Here is a 17,766-nt window from a genome sequence, read left to right as displayed (position 1 = left end):
GGGCCACCGTCCGATCATGGCGCGGAGGTTGGTGTTGCTGGCCACGGTGCTGACGGTGGGCGGCTGCGGCTCGGGCACCGGGGACCTCGCCCGGCGCACGGCGGACGAGTTCGTCTCGGCGGTGGCGGCCGGCGACTCGGCGCGGATGTGCGAACTGCTGACCGAGCGGGCCAAGGAGGACGTCGACTGCTCCACTGTGGACATTCCCGGTGGCACGGTCGAGGAGGTCGAGGTCTGGGGCGACGCGGGGCGCGTCCGCACCAGCTCCGACACCCTGTTCCTGCGGGAGTTGTCGTCCGGCTGGCGGATCTCGGGCGCGGGCTGCGAACCCGTGCCCGACCGCCCTTACTCGTGCGAGGTGGGCGGGCCGTGACCCAGCGCGGGATGTTCTACGTCTACCTGGTCGGCGTGGTCGGGCTGCTGGTGTGCTTCAGCGTCATCGGGGTGATGGGTCTGTGAAGAGGTTCCTGCGGGACAACGGTCTCGGCCTCGTGTTCGGTCTGCTGTTCCTCGGTTCCCTGGTGGGGCAGGCGTTCGCGGGCAACGCGGAGGTCAACGCGCGGCGGCTGACGGACGGCGGCGACCCGATCGGGCTGTGGCAGTACGTGCTGTCGTCGGACTTCGCGGTGGACGTGGCGGAGAACTGGCAGTCGGAGTACTTGCAGTTCTTCCTGTTCATCTTCGCCACCGTCTGGCTGATGCAGCGGGGCTCCAACGAGTCCAAGCCCGCCGACCGGCTGGGCCCGGAGTCCGACGAGCAGCAGTACCTCGGCCCGCACCTCAAACGCGAGTCGCCGCCGTGGGCGCGGGCGGGCGGGTGGCGGACGAGGCTGTACTCCAACTCGCTCGGACTGGTGATGCTGGGCCTGTTCCTGGGCTCGTGGCTGACCCAGTCGATCGCGGGGCGCAGCGCGTACAACAACGAGCAGCTCGTCCAGTTCCAGGACCCGGTGTCGTGGTGGGACTACGTGCTGTCGGCGGACTTCTGGAACCGGTCGTTGCAGAACTGGCAGTCGGAGTTCCTGGCGATCGGCTCGATGGCCATCTTCAGCGTGTACCTGCGCCAACGCGGCTCCTCGGAATCGAAACCGGTCGGCGCGCCCCACAACACCACCGACGAGTCCGGCTAGCTACGGAGACTCCGCGCGCCGGACCTCAGTCCAGATCCTCGGCGTCGACGGTGTCCTGGCAGCGTTCCCGCCACGGCAGCAGGAACCACAGCGTGCCGAACAGGACCGCGGCCAGGGCGCCGAGCACGATCGCCGGCCAACCGCCGATCACCACCTCGGCCAACAGCAGGATGGTCCCGGTCATCGCGAGGGCCAGGCACCCCATCCCCACCACCGCGAACCGGTTGGCCACCTCGATGATGTCCTCCCGCCGACCGCGGCGGAACAGGATGCGGTGCCACGCGGCGGGTGCGGTCAGCAGCGACACGGATCCGGCCGCGAACAGGACCGTGATCATGTGCGTGACGCGCACGTAGCTGTCGGCCGACGCGTAACGCTCGGTGAACGCGATCGACAGGAGAAAACCGAACAGGATCTGCACGCCGGCCTGCGCCACCCGGAGTTCCTGGAGCAGCTCGTTGAGGTTGCGCGCCAGTCGCCGCTGGTCGGAGAGCTCGGCTTCGCTCACCGGCACCGAATACCCGTCAACGTGCGCGGTCAACCACCCGGATGGTGCGCAGCGACGGGTCCGTCGGGTCCGGCAGGTACATGCCCGCCTCGTGCCCGCTGAGCAGGTAGTCGACCACGGCCTCGGTGATCACCTCGCCGGGCAGCGCGGCCGGCACGCCGGGCGGGTACGGGCTCAGCGTCTCGGCGCAGATCCGGCCGACCGCCTCCCGCGCGGGCACGTGTTCCGCCTCGGCGAAGTGCGCCGCGCGCGGCAGCATGGCCTGCTCCAGCTCCAGCTCGCCGGGCTCGGGCAGGTCGAGCGGCTTGGCGCGGGGCAGGTCGGCGGCCTTCGCCACCAGGTCGGTCATCGCCGTGACCAGCCGCAACGCGCTCTCCTCGTCGTCCGCCACGGTGATCTGCGCGGCGATCCGGCGGTGGTCGGACAGCCCCACGTCGACCTGGTGGTGCTCGCGCAGCCACTCGTTCGCGGTGTAGCCGGTGATGCCCAGCTCGGACAGGTCCATGATGATCTTGAGCGGGTCGTGGTCGTCGGCCCGGTCCGGGCTCACCACGTGCTCGCGCTCCACCACCGTCACCAGGTCGCGCAGCCGGCCCCGGACCGCCGCGGCCAGCCGGAGGGCGCCTTCCAGCAGCGCCTTGCCGTTCTCCGCCATCTGCCGCCGCCACCCGTCGAGACCGGCGTAGACCAGGGCGGACGGGCTGGTGGTGTCCAGCAGGTCGGCCCGCAGCTTGAGCACCTTCGGGTCCACCCGGTCGCCGCGCAGGTGGTAGACCGAGCCCTGCTCCAGGCCCGAGCCCATCTTGTGCACGCTGGTCACGCACAGGTCCGCGCCCGCGTCCATCGCCCACGACGGCAGGTCCGGGTGGAACGGCAGGTGCGCGCCCCACGCCTCGTCCACGATCAGCGGCTTGTCGTGCCGGTGGCACACGTCCGCCGTGGCCCTGATCGCCGCGCACGTCCCGTAGTCGGTCGGCGTGATCAGCAGCATCCCGGCGGCGTCCGGCGCACGCGAGAACCCGTCGGCCACGTCCTCCGGCGACGGCGGGTAGGCCCACTGCCAGTGCGCGTCCCAGCGCGGGTGCACCCAGACCGGCTCGACGCCGCTGATGATCACTCCGGCGATCACCGACTTGTGCGCGTTGCGCGACACCAGGATCTGCTGCCCCGGCCGGGCGACGGTGATGATGCACGTCTTCACCGACAGCGAGCTGCCGCAGGTGGAGAAGAACGCGTGGTCCGCGTCCACCGCGTCCGCCATCAGCTCCTCGGCCCTGGCCAGCACGCCCTGGCTCATCATCCGGTCGTCCAGGCCGTTCATCATGATGATGTCGGACCGGAACACGTCCTCGCCCAGCACGTCGAGCACCCGCCGGTCCACGCCCCGGCCCTGCTTGTGGCCGGGCGGGATGAACGGGACGTGCCCCTGTCGGTGGTACTCGGCGATCGCGTCCAGAACAGGCGCCTGAGAATGGTCCATGAGCCTCGTGTGCCACCTCTTCCGAGGAGTCAAACCCGGTGTCCTACGTCCGGGTCGCGGACAGCCCCGGCCTTCCGGGTCGCGGGCAGCGTCAGCGCGAAGTGGTTCAGCGTCGCGGGCAGCGGCGGTCCCAAGGTCGGCACGGCCAGGTGCTCGCGGAGCGTGTCCAGCATCAGACCGCCGCTCACCAGCACCAGGTCGCGTCCCGGGCACACGCCGGGACCTCCGCTGAACGGCACCAGCGCCGGCTCCGACGTGGGCCACAGCTCCGGCCGGTACTCGTCCCCGAACTGCCGGTGGAAATACGGCGTGAACACGATGAACGTGGTTCCCTCCGGCAGCCACGTGCACCGCCACTTCGTCGGGGCGGTGCTCTCCCGCAGGATCACCGGCGTGGTCGGCCACAGCCGGGCCGACTCCAGCACCCCCGCCGGCCCGGAACCGCCCATCGCCAGCGCCCGCATCGTCACGATCCCGGCCGCGTCGAACGCGAACAGCCAGTGCGGCGCCTGCCCGACCAGCTCGTCCGGCGATCCCACCCCGGCCAGGCTGCCGCGCTCGCCGCGCTCCAGGTGCTCGCGCAGCCGCCGTTCGAACCGGTGCCGCAGCCGGTTCCGGCGGGGGTGCAGGTAAGCCCAGTTGGCGTTCTGCCGCAACGTCTTCAGGTCGTCGGTCAACGCCTCGTCGTCGCGCGCGCCGGAACCCAGCACGATCCGCCGCGCCGCCCGCCACCAGGTCTGCGCGAAGGCGTCCCAGGTCAGCTCGCCGGTGCTCGTCACGTGGCGGGTCAGCAGATCCGCCTCGTCCAGCACCACCGACTCCACGTCGATCTTCTCCGGCCGCAGCGCCTCCTCGTTGAACCGCCTGCGCCGCTCCCGTTCCTCGCCCCGCGACGCCAGCACGCCGTCCGGCTGGAAGTGGTTCAGCGCGGCGCGCTTCTCCTTGGTGGCCAAGGCGAACGGCTGCGGCGACGCGGCGAGCAGCCGGCCCACGTCGGCCGGGTCGAGGACCAGCGCGACGCTCCGCCCGGTGACCCGCAACCGCAGCGGCGCCGGCCCGTACCGCTCCCGCAACGACTTCATGGTGTCGATGGCGGTCGCGTCCGCCTGGACCTTCTCCGCCAGCGCCGTCGCCGACCGGCGGCGCACGATGACGCCCTTCGCCAGCGTGGGCAGCAGGATCTTCGCGAGCGCACGGCCGGTGTCGCGCCGCGATGCTACGGCCACGACCCCTCCTCGCTGTGCGCCACGACGAGTTCCCGCACCTCGCACCCCGGCGGCTGGCGCAGCGCGAACACGATCGCGTCGGCGACGTGCTCGGGCGGGTTGAGCCTGCTGTCGTCCGGCGGCCGGTACTGCTCGGCGCGGTCGTCGAAGAAGTGCGTGCGCATCCCGCCGGGGATCAGCAGCGTCACGCCCACCCGGCCCGCCGTCTCGGCCGCCAGCGCCCGCGTGAAGCCGACCACGCCGAACTTCGAGGCGCAGTAGGCGGTCGCGTCGCTCACCGCCTTGAGGCCGAGGGTGGACGCGACCGTCACCACCCGCCCGCCGTCCAGGTACGGCAGCGCGGCGCGCACCACGGCGGCGGTGCCGAGCAGGTTCACCAGCACCACGCGGTCCCAGTCGCCCGCGGGCACCTCGTCCAGCCTGCCGCACGCGTCCGTGCCCGCCGCCGTCACCACGGCCCGCAGGCCGCCGTTGCGGTCCGCGATCGCCCGGACGGCGTGCTCCGCCGCCCTGGTGTCGCTCAGGTCCACCGACTCGAAGTCGGCCACCTCGTCCGACGTGGGCGCCGCCTTGTCCAGCACCAGCGGTTGCCCGCCGAGTTCCCGGACGGCGTGCACCACGGCCGCGCCCAGTCCGGACGCGCCACCCGTCACCAGCACCTGGCCCAGCATTCAGCCCCTCCTCGCCAGCAGTTCCGTGGTCGACCGCCCCCGGTGGTAGGGCACGACGACGGTCCGTCCGCCCCACGTGCGCACCAGGTCGGCCTCGGGCAGGGATTCGGCGCGGTAGTCGCCGCCCTTCACCCAGATGTCCGGCCGCAGCTCGGCGAGCATCCGCTCCGGGGTGTCCTCGCCGAACACCACGACCTCGTCCACGCACCCCAGGGCACGCAGCACCTCCGCCCGGTCGTGCTGCCGGGTCACCGGCCGCTCCGGGCCCTTGAGCCGCCGCACGGACTCGTCGGAGTTGAGGCACACCACCAGGCAGTCGCCCAGCGCGCGGGCCGCTTCGAGCGTCCGGACGTGACCGGCGTGCAACAGGTCGAAGCACCCGCCGGTCGCGACCACCACGCCGCCACGCGCCCGCGTTCCGTCCACTGTGGACAGATGAATCGGGCGGAAGCCCGAAGCGCCGCCCCGGGCGAGGAATTCGGCGGCGGACGTCACCGCGGCGGCGACCGCGTCGTCCACCGCCGCACCCGCCATGAGCCGTGCGGCGGCCGTGACCGCGAACCTGTCCCCCGCGCCGCACGGGTCGACCACCGCGACCCGGGGCGCGGGCACCGCGACCGGAGTGCCGCCCGTGTGCAGCAGAGCCCCGTTGGCTCCCAGCGTGACGACGACGGCTCGGGCCGCCCAGCGGTCCCGCAGCGACCGCGCCGCGTCCGCCGCGTCGGGTTCGCCGCTGAACCTGTCCGCCTCGCTGTGGTTCGGCGTCACGAGCCGCGCGCCGGGCGTCGGCGCGGGGCCACGCGGGTGCGGATCCCACACCACCGGCAGGCGGGCCAGCACGTCCCGCAGCCGCTCGTCGGCCGCGAGCCCGCGGCCGTAGTCGGACACCAGCACCAGGTCGGCGTCGCGGACGGCGTCGAGCATCTCGTCCGTCACGGACGGCTGTCCACGGCCGCCGCCCCGGTCCATCCGGGCGATGGAGTGCCCGCCGCTGCGCAGCCGGGCCTTGACGGACGTGGCCGCCGGGGTGTGCCCGATCACCGCGGGCACCCCGGCCAGCGCGTCCCGCAGCCGCACCCCGTCGGCGTCGTCGGCCAGCGCGGTCACCAGCGTCACGTCGATCCCGTCCCGCACCGCCAGCGCGGCGGCCAGCCCCGCGCCACCCGGCCGGACGTGCTCCTCGTGCACGTCCAGCACGGGCACCGGAGCGTCCGGGCACAGCCGCTCGGCGGCGCCCTCGATGTCGATGTCGAGCAGCGAGTCGCCCACGACGGCCAGCTTCACGACACCCTCCGGGAGGCGGCGGGCAGCGCGGCCTCGAACGCCGCGCACAACGCGTGCACCGCGACTAGCTGGGCCTCCTGCACGTTGGCCGGTTCACCCGGCAGCGCCAGCGTTTCCTCCGCCTCGGCCGCCAACGGGTTCGGCGCGGGACCGGTGAACGCCCACACCCGCGCGCCCGCCTCCCGTCCGGCGCGCGCGGCGGCCAGCAGGTTCGGGCTCTTGCCGCTCGTGGACAGCAGCACCACCACGTCGCCGGGTCGGGCGTGCGCGGTGACCTGCCTGGCGAACACCTGCTCGTACCCGTAGTCGTTGCCGATCGCGGTCACGCTGGACGTCTCCGAGCACAGCGCGATCGCCGAGAACGGCGCGCGGTCGTCCCGGAACCGGCCCACCAGCTCGGCGGTGAGGTGCTGCGCCTCCGCCGCCGATCCGCCGTTGCCCGCCGCCAGCAGCCGGCCGCCGTCCGCCAGCCGGCGCGCCAGCAGCCCGCCCCAGCGCGTGATCCTGGGCGCCTGGGCGCGCAACCCGGCCAGCGACTCCGCCAACCCCTGCAAGTGCCGCTCGACGCTCACCGCGCACCTCCCACCGCGACTGCCTCGGTCCGACCCGCGCCCGCCCGCAGGTACACCCGCTCGGTGTCCTCGGCGACGCGGTCCCACGTGTAGCGGACCTGCACCCGGTCCGCGCCGGCCAACCCGTAGGCCTCCCGCCGCGCCGGATCGGTCAGCAGCGACCGCAGCGTCCTGGCCAGCGCCACCGGTTGCCGCGGCGGCACCAGCGCGCCGGTGACCCCGTCCACCACGGTGTCGGTCAGCCCGCCGACGGCGGACGCCACCACCGGGACACCGCAGGCCATGGCCTCCAGCGGCACGATCCCGAACGGCTCGTACCACGGCACGCACACCACGGCGTCGGCCGACCTGAGCAGCGCGGGCATGTCGGACCGCGAGACCTGGCCCACCAGCCGCACCCGGTCGCGGACGGCGAGCGTCCGCGCGTGGTCGAGCAGCCGCCGCGCCTCGGGGTCCGCGCTCATGTCCGCCGCGCCGCCCGCGATCACCAGCTCCGTGTCCGGCAGCGACCGCAACGCGGTGATCAGATCCGCGAAACCCTTGCGCGGCACCAGCCTGCCGACGGCGACCAGCCGGTGCGGCAGCCTCCGCCGGGCCTGCTCGCCGTCCGGCTGGAACAGCCGGGGGTCCACCCCGCACGGCACCACGGAGATGCGCGAGCGCGGCACGCCCATGCGGATCAGCTCGAACACCTCGTCGCCGCACGTCGCGGCGATCCGGTCCACCTCCCGCCCGATCAGCCGCTCGGTGGCGACCCGCTCCGGCGGGCTGGTGTCGGCGCTGCCCTGGTACCGCCGCTTCACCACGCCCAGCGCGTGGAAGGTCTGCACCACCGGCACGTTCAGGTCGCGCGCGGCGAGCACGGCGGCGAGGCCGGACATCCAGAAGTGGCCGTGCGCGACGTCCGGGGTCTCGGCACGCCAGCGCTTCCGCAGGAACTGGGCGAAATCACCCATGTACGGCAGCAGCTCGTCCTTCGGGACCGACTCGGCGGGCCCGGCGGGCACGTGCACCACGTCGTAGCCCTGACCGGTGGCCACGCGCTCGGGCAGCTCCGGGTCGTCGCGGCGGGTGTAGACCGTGACCTCGTGCCCCAGTCTCGCCAACGCGGCGGACAAGTCGGCCACGTGCACGTTCTGTCCTCCCGCGTCGACGCCTCCCAGCGCCGCCAGAGGGCTCGCGTGCTCGGACACCATCGCGATCCTCATCAACTCACCTCCGCCAACAACCGGTCCCAGTTCCGCAGGAACGCGTCCAGGCCGTATCGGGCCAGTGCGAACTCCCTGGCCTGCTTGCCGTGCTCGTGCGCCAGCGCCGGATCGGCGATCAGCGCGGCCATGCCGCGGGCCAGTTCCGCCACGTCGGTGGACACCACGCCCGCCTCCGGCGGCACCGCCCGCACGACCTCCGTGCACGCGAGCGCCACCACCGGCAGGCCCACGTGCATCGCCTCGATCAGCGACAGGCCGAGCGAGGTCCACCGCACCGGGTGCAGGTAGAGGCGCCGTCGCCCCAGCTCCCGGTGCAGCGAGTCCAGCGGGTGGTCGCCGTGGCCGCCGAGCTGTTCGGTGCCCATCCCGTAGAGGTCGAGCGGCGCCACTGCCGCGAAGCGCTCCAGCAGGTCCGTACCCACAACCCGCCCCCGGCGAACCGGCTCGTTCACCACCACGGCCGCGTGCGGCAATTCCCCCGTGTAGAGGTGGCCCGGATCGACCACACCGTGCTCCACCACGACCGTCCGCGTCGTCCCGCAGTCCCACATCAGCTCGTTGAAGTGCGTGACGTGCACCAGCAGTCCGGGCCAATCGGCCATCGGGTGCCGCCGGCTGGGCGCGGACGGCGTGTTGTGCTCCAGGTAGATCACCGGAATGCCCGGTGGCACCTGGGCAAGCTCTTCGACCCGCTGCACGATCGCGACGTCGGCGTCCACTTCGGACAGCGGCACCTCACGCGCGGACGGCCAGTCGCGACCGGCGAGCCCTATCCCGTCCGGCGGGGCGGGCAGCAGGTACTCGTGTCCGCCCCGGACGAAAGCGTTCGTCCACGACCCGTGCACGTGCCACAGCAACACCTTCACGTCCGCACCCCAACCAACTCGTCTACGGCGGCGACCACTTCGGCCGGTGACACCCGGTCCAGGCACGGGTGGCCGGGCACCGGGCACTCGCGGGCCCGGGAGCCGGCGCACGGCGCGTTCTGGTCGCCCAACAGGACATGCCGCCCGTGCGGAGCCCACCGCTCGGCGGGCACGACGGGCGCGAACAGCGACACCACCGGCGTGCCGACGGCGACGGCGAGGTGCGCGGGGCCGGTGTTGCCCACGACCACCGCTTCCGCGCCGGCCAGCACCCCGGCCAGCTCGGCGAACGTCGTGCGCCCGCCGAGATCCACCGCGTGGGCGCCGGCGACGTGCGCGGTCAACGCCGTCTCCCCCGGCCCACCGGTCACCACAACCCGGTGCCCTGCCTCGGAAAGCGCTCGCGCCGCCTCGGCGGACCGGTCCGGCGACCACGCTCTCGCCGGCACGGACGCGCCGGGGTGGAGCACGACATAAGGGGACGGAATGGACGATTCCGGCGGCGGCACCACGGCCAGCTTGCCGTCGTCACCCGGCGGCAGCTCGAACCCGGCCGCCCGCGCCACGCTCAGCGCCCGCTCCGACTCCGGCACGTCCGGGTCGTCGCGGAGCCGGACGTCCAGCAACGAGCCGGGGTAGTCGGTGGAACGCGCCACGATCCGGGGCACCCCGGCGAGCCGCAACAACAGCGCCAACGGCAACGGGCTCTGGTGGAACGACGTCAGGATCAACGCCACGTCCACGCGAATCCCGTTGAGCAGAGCCACGATCCCGTCGATATCCGACTCCTGGACCGCCGGCGGCGGCGACACGATCCACGGGCAGTCCCACCGCACGATCCGTCCCACACCGGGCAGCAGCGAGGCCGCCTGCGCCCCGGAATGCCCGCACAGCAACACGACTTCGCCGGCCGCGGCGGCGGCGCGGACCGCCGGACCGGCCAGCAGCACGTCCCCGTCGCTGTCCAGCCGGACGACCAGAATCCGCGTCGCGCTCACCGGATCACCGCCAGCGCACTCGCGAGATCCTTGGCCACGCAAGGAGCGCGGTCGACCTCCGCGCGCAACGTCCGCGGCGTCGGCACCAACACCGGGAACGCCCCGGCGGCCCGCGCCGCGTCCACATCCGCCCCGATGTCGCCGATGACCACCGTTTGCGATGGATCGACGTTCAACGCCGCGCACGCGGCCAGCACCAGCCCCGGCCGGGGCTTCCGGCACGCGCACCCGTCGTCGGGGTGGTGGGGACAAAGCTGCCACGTGCCGAACCGGCCCAGCAACTCCTCGACCCGCGCGTTGACCGCGGCGACGCCCTCCCAGGACAGCAGCCCGCGCCCGATCCCGGACTGGTTGCTCACCACACCCGTCCGGACACCCAGTTTCCGCAGTTCACCCACCGTTTCCACGGCACCCGGCATGAGCGAGACACGCGTCGGGTCGCCGTTGTACGGCACGTCGCGGATGAGCGTGCCGTCCCGGTCGAACAACACGGCTTGGGGGTACTGGTCCACAGAGGAGAGTTAGCCGGTGAGCCGGCTCGCAAACCCATTCCGGCGAAGCGCTACTGACTGTCACCCATGTGTGGGGCGCGGGCCCCCGGGGTACCTGTGGTGTGCAGTCGACAAGAGGAGAGGTTGTTTTCCAGTGACCACGATCGAGAAGTCCGTGGACGTCGATGTTCCGGTCACGACCGCGTACAACCAGTGGACCCAGTTCGAGTCGTTCCCGCGCTTCATGGAGGGCGTGGAGAGCATCCGGCAGGTCACGGCCACCCGGACGCACTGGGTGACCAAGATCGGTGGTGTGCAACGGGAGTTCGACGCCGAGATCACCGAGCAGCACCCGGACGAGCGGGTGGCGTGGCACACCGTGGACGGTCCTCCGCAGGGCGGCGTGGTGACGTTCCACCGCCTGAACGACAGGTCCACCAGGGTCCACCTCCAGATGGAGTACGACCCGCAGACGCTGACCGAGAAGGCCGGTGCCGCGCTGGGCGTGGTCGAGCACCGCGTCTCCGGCGACCTGGACCGGTTCAAGCACTTCATCGAGGGCCGGGGTGCCGAGACCGGCGGCTGGCGGGGCGACGTGAACCGTCCTCCGCAGGCCGGCGAGACGCGCCACGACCTGCCTGACGGCGGGCGGCCCGGCGACCCGATCAGGTGAGTGCGAAGAGTCGCAACTGAAGTTCCACAGCAAACCGCTCGGCCTCACCGAGGCCGAGCGGTTCTGTCGTGCGGTAAGTTCAGGGATCGCTTTCGACCAGTCAGCCCCGCCTCAAGCCTTCGGCCAACTGGTATACCGACTGCCACAGGGCCGTAGCGGCGTCACCCAGGAGTGAGCCCCGACCGGGGTCGTCCTTCGTGATGTCGAGACCCGCGTCGTGCGGCACCACGTCCTGCGCGAGCAGCTTCTCCAGCACCGCCAAGACCACGTCCGGGTGACCGAGCGGCAGCGGGGCGGCGAACGTCTGCACCGAGCGGATGCGACCCTGGTACCGGTTGGCGAGGTCGCCGACGTCCGCGCCCGCCGCCGCGCCCGCCACCAGGTGCACCTCCTGGTCGGCGAGGTCGGCCAACACCGCCTCCGCCTCGTGCAGCGGCTCGTCCGCCACGGGCAGCCGGCACCACACCACCCGCAGGTGCTCGGTCAACGGCCGCCAGGTCGCGGGCAGCTCACCGTGCGGCGCGGCGCCCGCCGGGTCGAGCACGAGCACCACCGGCGCGCCGGACGGTCCCGCCCACACCACGGACGGGCCCGAGGGCTTGGCTTCCGTCATGTCACACCTCCACCACAGCGGGTTCGACAGCGGGTTCGACGCAGTACACGGTGAACGCGGTGCGGATGATCGGCTGCGCGACGTTGCGCACCCGCACCCCGCCCGGCGTCAGGCCCTGCTCGACGCCGAAGTGCGCGTGCCCGTGCACGGCGAGATCCGTGCCGGTCGCGTCGATCGCCTCGCCCAGCAGGTAGGAGCCGAGGAACGGGTAGATCTCCGGCGGCTCGCCGCGCAGCGTGTCCGGCACCGGCGCGTAGTGCGTCAGCGCCACCTTCACGTCCGTGTCCAGGCTCCGCAGGGCGCCCTCCAGGTTCTCGGCGATCTCCATGGTGTGGTGGATGAACGCCTTCATCTCCGGCTCGCCGAACGCGCTGCCGCACTTGCCCGCGAACCCGCCGCCGAACCCCTTCACGCCCGCGACGCCCAGCGTGTGGCCGGCGATGTCGAACGTGGCCGCCTCGCCCTCCAGCACGGTCACGCCCACGTCCCGCAGGACCTGCGTGACCTCGGCGGGCTTGTCGTCGTGGTAGTCGTGGTTGCCCAGCACCGCCACCACCGGCACCGGCAGGCCGCCGAACTCGTCGGCCACCACCCGTGCCTCGGCGACCGTGCCGTGCCGGGTCAGGTCCCCCGCCAGCAGCAGCACGTCGGCGTGCTCACCGACCTTCTCCAGCGCGGGGCGCAGCCGCCCCCGCGCGTCCTCGCCGAGGTGCACGTCCCCGACCGCGGCGACGCGGATCATCGCAACTCCTCCCTGCCGTCGGGCTCGCCGACCGGCACGACCTTCACGTCGTCCAGCACCGTCAGCTCCGGCGCGATGTCGTGGATCACCGCCTCCAGCTCGTCCCGGCGCTCCGCGCAGGCCACGTCGCCGGACAGCATCACGTGGTCCCCCCGCACGGTCACCCGCACCCCGAGTTCGGCGGTGCGGGGATCTTCGGCCAGCGCCCTGCGCAGGCGTGCGGACAGGTACTGCTCTGCAGTCATGGGGTGCTCCTGATGTCCAGGCGTTCGGTGAGCACCAGAAACGCCTCGGCGTAGGGGGAATGGGCGGTGGCCTCGCGCACGTGCGCCCAGTCGATCTGCTCCCGCAACGCGCGCGCGAACGGCAGCAGCTCGCTGAAGTCGCACCGGTGGCCGTCCAGCACGAGGAGTTTGCTGATCATCACTTCGGTCGCGGGCATCACCGGCAACGTCACCGAGCCGACGGCGAGTTCCTCGGCGCGGGCCAGCGTCTCGTCGGTCACCGGGATCTCGTTGGGCCGGAACAGCAGGTCCACCAGCGAATCGCCGTCGTACACCTTCAGCAGCCAGTCCTCGGGCGCGTCCGCCGCCCGCATCCCGGCCGCCACCAGCGCGCTCACCGCAGGTTTGGCGTCCTCCTCGCGCACCAGTAGGTCCACGTCGTGCTCGGTCGCGGGGCCACCTCGCGCGTACACGGCGCACCCGCCCGCCAGGGCGAACGGGATGCTTTGCGCGCGAAGCGCCTTGGCAACTTTGGTCAACGTGCGCAGCAAGTCGTCTTGAACGCCGCTCATGCTTGTGACTACCCCACGCGCCCACGCTTCACACTGGACGGTAGGGGTACCCGGAGGGGCATGACAGCGACCCCTCCAGACCCCGATCCCGCCCGCACCCCCGGTCTCGAACCGGGCGGCGGCGTGGCCCCCGGCGACACCCCGCCCGAGTCCGGCCAGAGCTCGGGCCTGTCCCACCGCGAGCCCATGCCGTCCCGTGGCCGCAACATCGCGGCGCTGATCGTGGTGCTGATCATCACCGTGATGGCACTCGGCTTCGTGGTGGCACAGGTGATGGGCTGGGCGAACCTGTTCTAGGGCCGGCGTTACGGCTTGAGCGGCGGACTGGCGGACACGCCCTCGCGCCGCCCCAGACCGTCCAGCAGCTCACGCAGCACGTCACGGGCGTTGTGGCGGGGCGCCCAGCCGAGTTCGTCACGCGCCTTGGCCGCGTCGAGCAGCGGCACGGTCAGCGCCAGGTCCACCCAGCCGTGCGAGGTGGGTTGGAGGCGCAGCAGCCACGTCACCCTCGCCAGTCCACGCAGGACGGTCGGCGGGAGCGGGACGTGCCTGGTGCGCATGACCTCCGCCAACACCTGCGGGGTGATCACCGGATCGGACGCCAGGTTGAACGCGCCCGGCAGCTTGCGCTGCACCACCACCGCCAAGGCGTCCGCCACGTCGTCGGCGTGCACGAACTGCAACACCATCGTCCTGGGCAGTGGCAGCACCGGAAGGTCGACCCGGAACAACGCGGACGGCACCAGCGGCCCGAGGAAGTAGCGCTTGATCTCGGCCGCCGCGTCCGGCTGGAGGATCAGGGCCGGCCGCATCCGTGTCACCGTCAACCCGGGGCTGTCCCGCTCGATCCGGTCGAGCTGCCGCTCGACGGCGGCCTTGTGGCGGCTGTAGTAGGACTTCGACATGCCGTCCGTCGGCCAGCTCTCGTCCACGGTGTGGTCCTTGACGGCCGGGGAGTACGCGCCGACCGACGACATGTGCACCAAGTGCGGCACACCGGCTTTGCGGGTCGCCCGGAAGACGCGGTCACTGCCCGCCACGTTCGTCCGGTACAGCTCGGCCTCGTCGTGGCTAGGCTGGATCTTCCAGGCGAGGTGCACCACCGCGTCCGCGCCCCGCAACACATCCGCCAACGGCTCCTCCGCACCGCTCTTGGACAGGTCCAACGGCGTCCACGAGACGTCGTAGGGCGGTTCAGGCGCTGGCGGACGCCGCGAGACGCCGTGCACCCGGATATCGGGCTCGGCGGCAAGCCTGCGCAGCAGTGCGGTGCCTACGTTGCCGGTCGCACCGGTCACGACGATCCTCATGGTGAGCGGGTACCCACGGGCGCCGGGCGCAACCCACACCAGGACCGATGATTGACATCTTTGCTTTACGCAGAAAGACGGCAGAAGAGGGACCATGGACTCAAAGCGCCCTATAAGCACGCAAGTCTGGGCTCAAGCCGGGAACATTAAGCAAAGGGACCACATCATCGATAAGCCCTGAAGCTGCCAGGGACGGCTGGAACGCCACACGCGCTACGGAACGCGCACTTGCGGCTGCCAGGTCGCGCCAAGCCCACAGCAACGCGAGTCGATCTGCTGGGCGGGTTGCTTCGCGGGCGGCGCGTTGCGCTGACACCGGTCCCCCAACAGCCTTTAGGGCTACCGATAATGTGGTCCCGTTGCTTAATGTTCCCGGCTTGAGCCCAGACCTGCTCAAGTTCTGGTCGCCTTGCTTCGTGGTCCCTCTTCTGCCGTCAAGCTGCGTAAAAAACTAATGCAAAAGAGGCTTTTGACTGTCAACTGGGCGGTGCTGGGATCGGGCTCGTTGCCAAGGCTGTGGCTACCGCGAACAAGTTCGACGCCATTGCCTTGCCGGTCGATTCCGACCAGTCGTGCTTGTGGTCGGTCTCGCGGTAGCTCGGTCCCGGTCCGGGCCCCATGTTCCAGTACGTCCACGACTGCCCGGGGACGGTGTACCCGATGTCGATCAGCGCCCCGGACACCTCGCTGATGACGTGGTGCGCACCGTCCTCGTTGCCGGTCACGACCACCCCGGCCACCCGGTTGTACGCCACCGGGCGTTCCTCGGCGTCCTTCTCCGACAGCATGGCGTCCATCCGCTCCAGGACCCGCTGCGCGACGGACGACGGACGGCCCAGCCACGTCGGCGTCGCGATGACCAGGATCTCGGCGTTCAGCAGTTCCTCGTGGATGGCCGGCCAGTCGTCGCCCTCGCCCATGTCCGTCGACACCCCGGGCAGGATCGAACGGTCCACTACACGGATCGTGTGGATGTCCACGCCGCGTTCCCGGAGCGCGCTTTCCACGACGTTCGCCAGTAGCTGCGTGTTGGACGTCTCCGACGAGCCCTTCAAGGAGCAGTTCAAAACCACCGCGCGCATGGCACGTCACCTCCCCAAGGCCGAACGGATCAGGTCGCGGGCCCGGTCCATGATGGCGATCGGCGGTCCGAGCAGCATGTTCGCGGCGGGTGACTCCACGCCCGGGTGCGGTCGGGTGGGTGCGATCATCTCCGCCGCGCGCACGGCCTTCGCCAGCGCACGCAGGCGGTCGCCGTCGTACTCGGCCCGGAGCCTCGGGAACTCCTCCCGCTCCTCGTGTCGGGCGTGGGCGAGGACGTCGTCACGCAGTTCGCGCAGCAGGGTGTCGAAGCCCTCCGCCTCGGGGCCGATCTCGTCCAGCGTGGACAGCAGCTCCTTGGCCCGGTGCTCCTCGGCGACCCGCGCGTCGACGATCGCGTCGCCGCCGTCGCCCTTCCGCGCGGCCGGGTGGATGACCTCCTCCTCGGCCGTCTCGTGCACCGCGAGCAGTCTGACCAGCCGGCGGAACGCGTCGGTCCGCTCGGTCCCGTGCGCGGTCTCGACCTCGGCGAACAGCTCCCGGATCTCCTCGTGCTGGCGCACCAGCAGGGCAATCACGTCCTCTTCGTCAGCCATGTGCCGTGGTTACCCGCACCCGGCCGGCCGAATCACGCGGTCACCGGACGGCTGTCAGGTCCCGCACGGCGGCGTAGCGGTCGCGGACCCAGGGTGTCGGGTCGGCCTCGAACAGGGTGGACGTGAGTTCCGACCAGTGCGGTGGGCCGGCGAGTCCGCGCACCGCCCAAGCCGCCTGCCTCGCGGCACCGTCCGCGACGTACTCGCTGGTCGCGGGCAGGGCGACCGGGCAGCCGAACACGGCAGGGGCGAGCGTCCGCACAGCCTCCGACCGCGCACCGCCGCCGATGAGGAGCACCCGCTCGACCGGCGTGCCCACCGCCGCCAAGGCGTCGACCGCGTCGGCCAGGCTGCACAGCAGACCCTCGACCGCCGCCCGCGCCAGGTGGGCCGGCGTCGCGGTGTCCAGGCGCAGTCCGTGCAGCGCCCCGGTCGAGTCCGGTTTGTTCGGCGTCCGCTCGCCCTCCAGGTACGGGACCAGCACCAGGCCGTCCGCGCCCGCCGGAGCGCTCAGGGCCAGCCGGGACAGCTCCGCCAAGTCCACGCCGAGCAACGCGGCCGTGGCGTCGAGCACGCGCGAGGCGTTCAGCGTGCACACCAGGGGCAGGTGGCCGCCCTCCGCGTCGGCGAAGCCGTTCACGGTGCCGGTGGGGTCCGCGACCGGCCGCGCGACGCGGGCGAACGCCGTGCCGGACGTGCCGATGGACACCACCACGTCACCGGGCCGCGACTGCACGCCCAGCGCGGCGGCGGCGTTGTCCCCCGCGCCCGCGCCGAACCGTCCGGCCAACGAGGCGGGCCCGAGCACCGCAGGCACCACGGGCACCCGGCCGAACGCCAGTTCCAGCAGATCCGGCCGGTAGTCCTCGGTGGCAGGCGACCAGTACCCGGTGCCGCTGGCGTCGCTGCGGTCCGTGGTGAGGGTGTCCAGGCTCGCCGCACCGGCCATCCGCCACGTCAGCCAGTCGTGCGGCAGGCACACGGCGGCGGTGCGGCGCGCGTGCGCCGGCTCGTGCCGGGCCAGCCACCGCAGCTTGGTGACGGTCAGCGAGGCGACCGGCACGCTGCCGACCGCCTCGGCCCACTTCGCCGGCCCGCCCCACTCCCCCACCAGGTCCGCCGCCGCGCCCGCCGAGCGGGTGTCGTTCCACAGCAGCGCGGGCCGCACGACGGAGCCATCCGCGTCCAGGCACACCATGCCGTGCTGCTGCGCCGCGACGGACACCGCAGCCACGTCGTCCAACCCGCCGGCGGCGGCGATCGCCGTGTGCAGCGCGTTCCACCACGCCTCCGGGTCGACCTCGGTGCCCGCCGGGTGCGCCGCCCGCCCTTCCCGGACCAGCGCGCCGGACTCCGCGTCGCGCACCACGACCTTGCACGACTGGGTGGACGAGTCGACGCCCGCCACGAGCATCATCGGCGTGCGCCCATCAGGTGTTCCAACACGAACTGCGCCAACTGCACGAACCCGCAACCCCGTTCCGCCGCAAGGGAGACATCCGGCTCATCACTGTTCAGGAAGTCCACAATAGACTCTCCATAAAAGTTTGATGACTGA

The 17,766-nt window shown here is 72.1% G+C and carries 22 protein-coding genes; 4 read left to right on the top strand and 18 right to left on the bottom strand.

Translation table 11 applies throughout. From position 1 onward, the window contains the following. The first annotated feature begins 16 nt into the window (after positions 1 to 16). The gene (locus ACQPZF_RS14470; RefSeq protein WP_433271921.1) at positions 17 to 373 is read left to right on the top strand and encodes a hypothetical protein; all 357 of its coding nucleotides are present in this window, start codon (positions 17 to 19) and stop codon (positions 371 to 373) included. 82 nt (positions 374 to 455) lie between these two features. After that, complete coding sequence (locus tag ACQPZF_RS14465) at positions 456 to 1,130, top strand: DUF6766 family protein (protein ID WP_433271920.1); 675 nt, start codon at positions 456 to 458, stop codon at positions 1,128 to 1,130. Between the two features lie 25 nt (positions 1,131 to 1,155). Here the strand turns inward: ACQPZF_RS14465 and ACQPZF_RS14460 are convergent, their stop codons facing one another. From ACQPZF_RS14460 to ACQPZF_RS14415, 10 genes are read right to left on the bottom strand one after another with little or no spacing between them, the layout of a single operon-like run. Beyond that, positions 1,156 to 1,638, bottom strand: a complete 483-nt coding sequence (locus ACQPZF_RS14460) for a DUF6328 family protein (RefSeq protein ID WP_433274558.1) — start codon at positions 1,636 to 1,638, stop codon at positions 1,156 to 1,158. Between the two features lie 16 nt (positions 1,639 to 1,654). Continuing rightward, a complete protein-coding gene (locus tag ACQPZF_RS14455) occupies positions 1,655 to 3,118 on the bottom strand; it encodes an aminotransferase class I/II-fold pyridoxal phosphate-dependent enzyme (protein WP_433271919.1) in 1,464 nt (487 codons plus the stop codon). A gap of 29 nt (positions 3,119 to 3,147) precedes the next feature. Next, a complete protein-coding gene (locus ACQPZF_RS14450; protein WP_433271918.1) occupies positions 3,148 to 4,344 on the bottom strand; it encodes a cytochrome P450 in 1,197 nt (398 codons plus the stop codon). Continuing rightward, positions 4,335 to 5,015, bottom strand: coding sequence for an SDR family oxidoreductase (locus tag ACQPZF_RS14445; protein ID WP_433271917.1), 681 nt, complete (start codon positions 5,013 to 5,015; stop codon positions 4,335 to 4,337). The genes ACQPZF_RS14450 and ACQPZF_RS14445 overlap by 10 nt, the downstream gene beginning before the upstream one ends. Beyond that, positions 5,016 to 6,299 carry a D-glycero-beta-D-manno-heptose 1-phosphate adenylyltransferase gene (gene rfaE2 / locus ACQPZF_RS14440; protein ID WP_433271916.1) on the bottom strand — a complete coding sequence of 428 codons (1,284 nt, stop codon included), beginning with the start codon at positions 6,297 to 6,299 and terminating at the stop codon, positions 5,016 to 5,018. Then, positions 6,296 to 6,871, bottom strand: a complete 576-nt coding sequence (locus tag ACQPZF_RS14435) for a D-sedoheptulose-7-phosphate isomerase (RefSeq protein ID WP_433271915.1) — start codon at positions 6,869 to 6,871, stop codon at positions 6,296 to 6,298. The genes rfaE2 and ACQPZF_RS14435 overlap by 4 nt, the downstream gene beginning before the upstream one ends. Continuing rightward, positions 6,868 to 8,079, bottom strand: coding sequence for a glycosyltransferase (locus ACQPZF_RS14430; RefSeq protein WP_433271913.1), 1,212 nt, complete (start codon positions 8,077 to 8,079; stop codon positions 6,868 to 6,870). Before ACQPZF_RS14430 ends, ACQPZF_RS14435 begins: the two co-directional genes overlap by 4 nt. Then, positions 8,079 to 8,948 (bottom strand): glycosyltransferase, encoded by an 870-nt coding sequence (locus tag ACQPZF_RS14425; protein ID WP_433271912.1) that lies wholly within the window; start codon positions 8,946 to 8,948, stop codon positions 8,079 to 8,081. The genes ACQPZF_RS14430 and ACQPZF_RS14425 overlap by 1 nt, the downstream gene beginning before the upstream one ends. Beyond that, positions 8,945 to 9,946, bottom strand: a complete 1,002-nt coding sequence (locus tag ACQPZF_RS14420) for a glycosyltransferase family 9 protein (RefSeq protein ID WP_433271911.1) — start codon at positions 9,944 to 9,946, stop codon at positions 8,945 to 8,947. Before ACQPZF_RS14420 ends, ACQPZF_RS14425 begins: the two co-directional genes overlap by 4 nt. Further along, the gene (locus ACQPZF_RS14415) at positions 9,943 to 10,458 is read right to left on the bottom strand and encodes a D-glycero-alpha-D-manno-heptose-1,7-bisphosphate 7-phosphatase (protein WP_433271910.1); all 516 of its coding nucleotides are present in this window, start codon (positions 10,456 to 10,458) and stop codon (positions 9,943 to 9,945) included. The genes ACQPZF_RS14420 and ACQPZF_RS14415 overlap by 4 nt, the downstream gene beginning before the upstream one ends. 133 nt (positions 10,459 to 10,591) lie before the next feature. On the opposite strand from ACQPZF_RS14415, the gene ACQPZF_RS14410 reads away from it, so the two are divergent. Further along, the gene (locus ACQPZF_RS14410; RefSeq protein ID WP_433271909.1) at positions 10,592 to 11,110 is read left to right on the top strand and encodes an SRPBCC family protein; all 519 of its coding nucleotides are present in this window, start codon (positions 10,592 to 10,594) and stop codon (positions 11,108 to 11,110) included. Positions 11,111 to 11,210: 100 nt separating this feature from the next. On the opposite strand, the gene ACQPZF_RS14405 is transcribed toward ACQPZF_RS14410, so the two are convergent. From ACQPZF_RS14405 to ACQPZF_RS14390, 4 genes are read right to left on the bottom strand one after another with little or no spacing between them, the layout of a single operon-like run. Further along, positions 11,211 to 11,723: a hypothetical protein gene (locus ACQPZF_RS14405; protein ID WP_433271908.1), complete on the bottom strand. Its 513-nt coding sequence runs from the start codon at positions 11,721 to 11,723 to the stop codon at positions 11,211 to 11,213. 1 nt (position 11,724) lies between these two features. Beyond that, the gene (locus ACQPZF_RS14400) at positions 11,725 to 12,465 is read right to left on the bottom strand and encodes a metallophosphoesterase family protein (RefSeq protein WP_433271907.1); all 741 of its coding nucleotides are present in this window, start codon (positions 12,463 to 12,465) and stop codon (positions 11,725 to 11,727) included. Beyond that, positions 12,462 to 12,710 (bottom strand): BON domain-containing protein, encoded by a 249-nt coding sequence (locus ACQPZF_RS14395; protein ID WP_433271906.1) that lies wholly within the window; start codon positions 12,708 to 12,710, stop codon positions 12,462 to 12,464. Before ACQPZF_RS14395 ends, ACQPZF_RS14400 begins: the two co-directional genes overlap by 4 nt. After that, positions 12,707 to 13,261, bottom strand: coding sequence for a nucleotidyltransferase family protein (locus ACQPZF_RS14390; RefSeq protein ID WP_433271905.1), 555 nt, complete (start codon positions 13,259 to 13,261; stop codon positions 12,707 to 12,709). Before ACQPZF_RS14390 ends, ACQPZF_RS14395 begins: the two co-directional genes overlap by 4 nt. 60 nt (positions 13,262 to 13,321) lie before the next feature. On the opposite strand from ACQPZF_RS14390, the gene ACQPZF_RS14385 reads away from it, so the two are divergent. Beyond that, positions 13,322 to 13,558, top strand: a complete 237-nt coding sequence (locus ACQPZF_RS14385) for a DUF6480 family protein (protein ID WP_433271904.1) — start codon at positions 13,322 to 13,324, stop codon at positions 13,556 to 13,558. A gap of 8 nt (positions 13,559 to 13,566) precedes the next feature. Here the strand turns inward: ACQPZF_RS14385 and ACQPZF_RS14380 are convergent, their stop codons facing one another. The 4 genes from ACQPZF_RS14380 to ACQPZF_RS14365 form a co-directional block, all read right to left on the bottom strand. Continuing rightward, positions 13,567 to 14,571: an NAD-dependent epimerase/dehydratase family protein gene (locus tag ACQPZF_RS14380; protein ID WP_433271903.1), complete on the bottom strand. Its 1,005-nt coding sequence runs from the start codon at positions 14,569 to 14,571 to the stop codon at positions 13,567 to 13,569. 476 nt (positions 14,572 to 15,047) lie between these two features. After that, positions 15,048 to 15,653, bottom strand: coding sequence for a flavodoxin family protein (locus ACQPZF_RS14375; protein ID WP_433271902.1), 606 nt, complete (start codon positions 15,651 to 15,653; stop codon positions 15,048 to 15,050). A gap of 6 nt (positions 15,654 to 15,659) precedes the next feature. Further along, a complete protein-coding gene (locus ACQPZF_RS14370) occupies positions 15,660 to 16,208 on the bottom strand; it encodes a hemerythrin domain-containing protein (protein WP_433271901.1) in 549 nt (182 codons plus the stop codon). Between the two features lie 40 nt (positions 16,209 to 16,248). Next, a complete protein-coding gene (locus ACQPZF_RS14365; protein WP_433271900.1) occupies positions 16,249 to 17,625 on the bottom strand; it encodes a xylulokinase in 1,377 nt (458 codons plus the stop codon). Positions 17,626 to 17,766: the final 141 nt, after the last annotated feature.

This window comes from Actinosynnema sp. CS-041913 (genome assembly GCF_050942485.1).
Lineage (GTDB): Bacteria > Actinomycetota > Actinomycetes > Mycobacteriales > Pseudonocardiaceae > Actinosynnema.
Note: the sequence above shows the minus strand (reverse complement) of the source record. Positions and strands in the feature narration are given on the sequence as shown.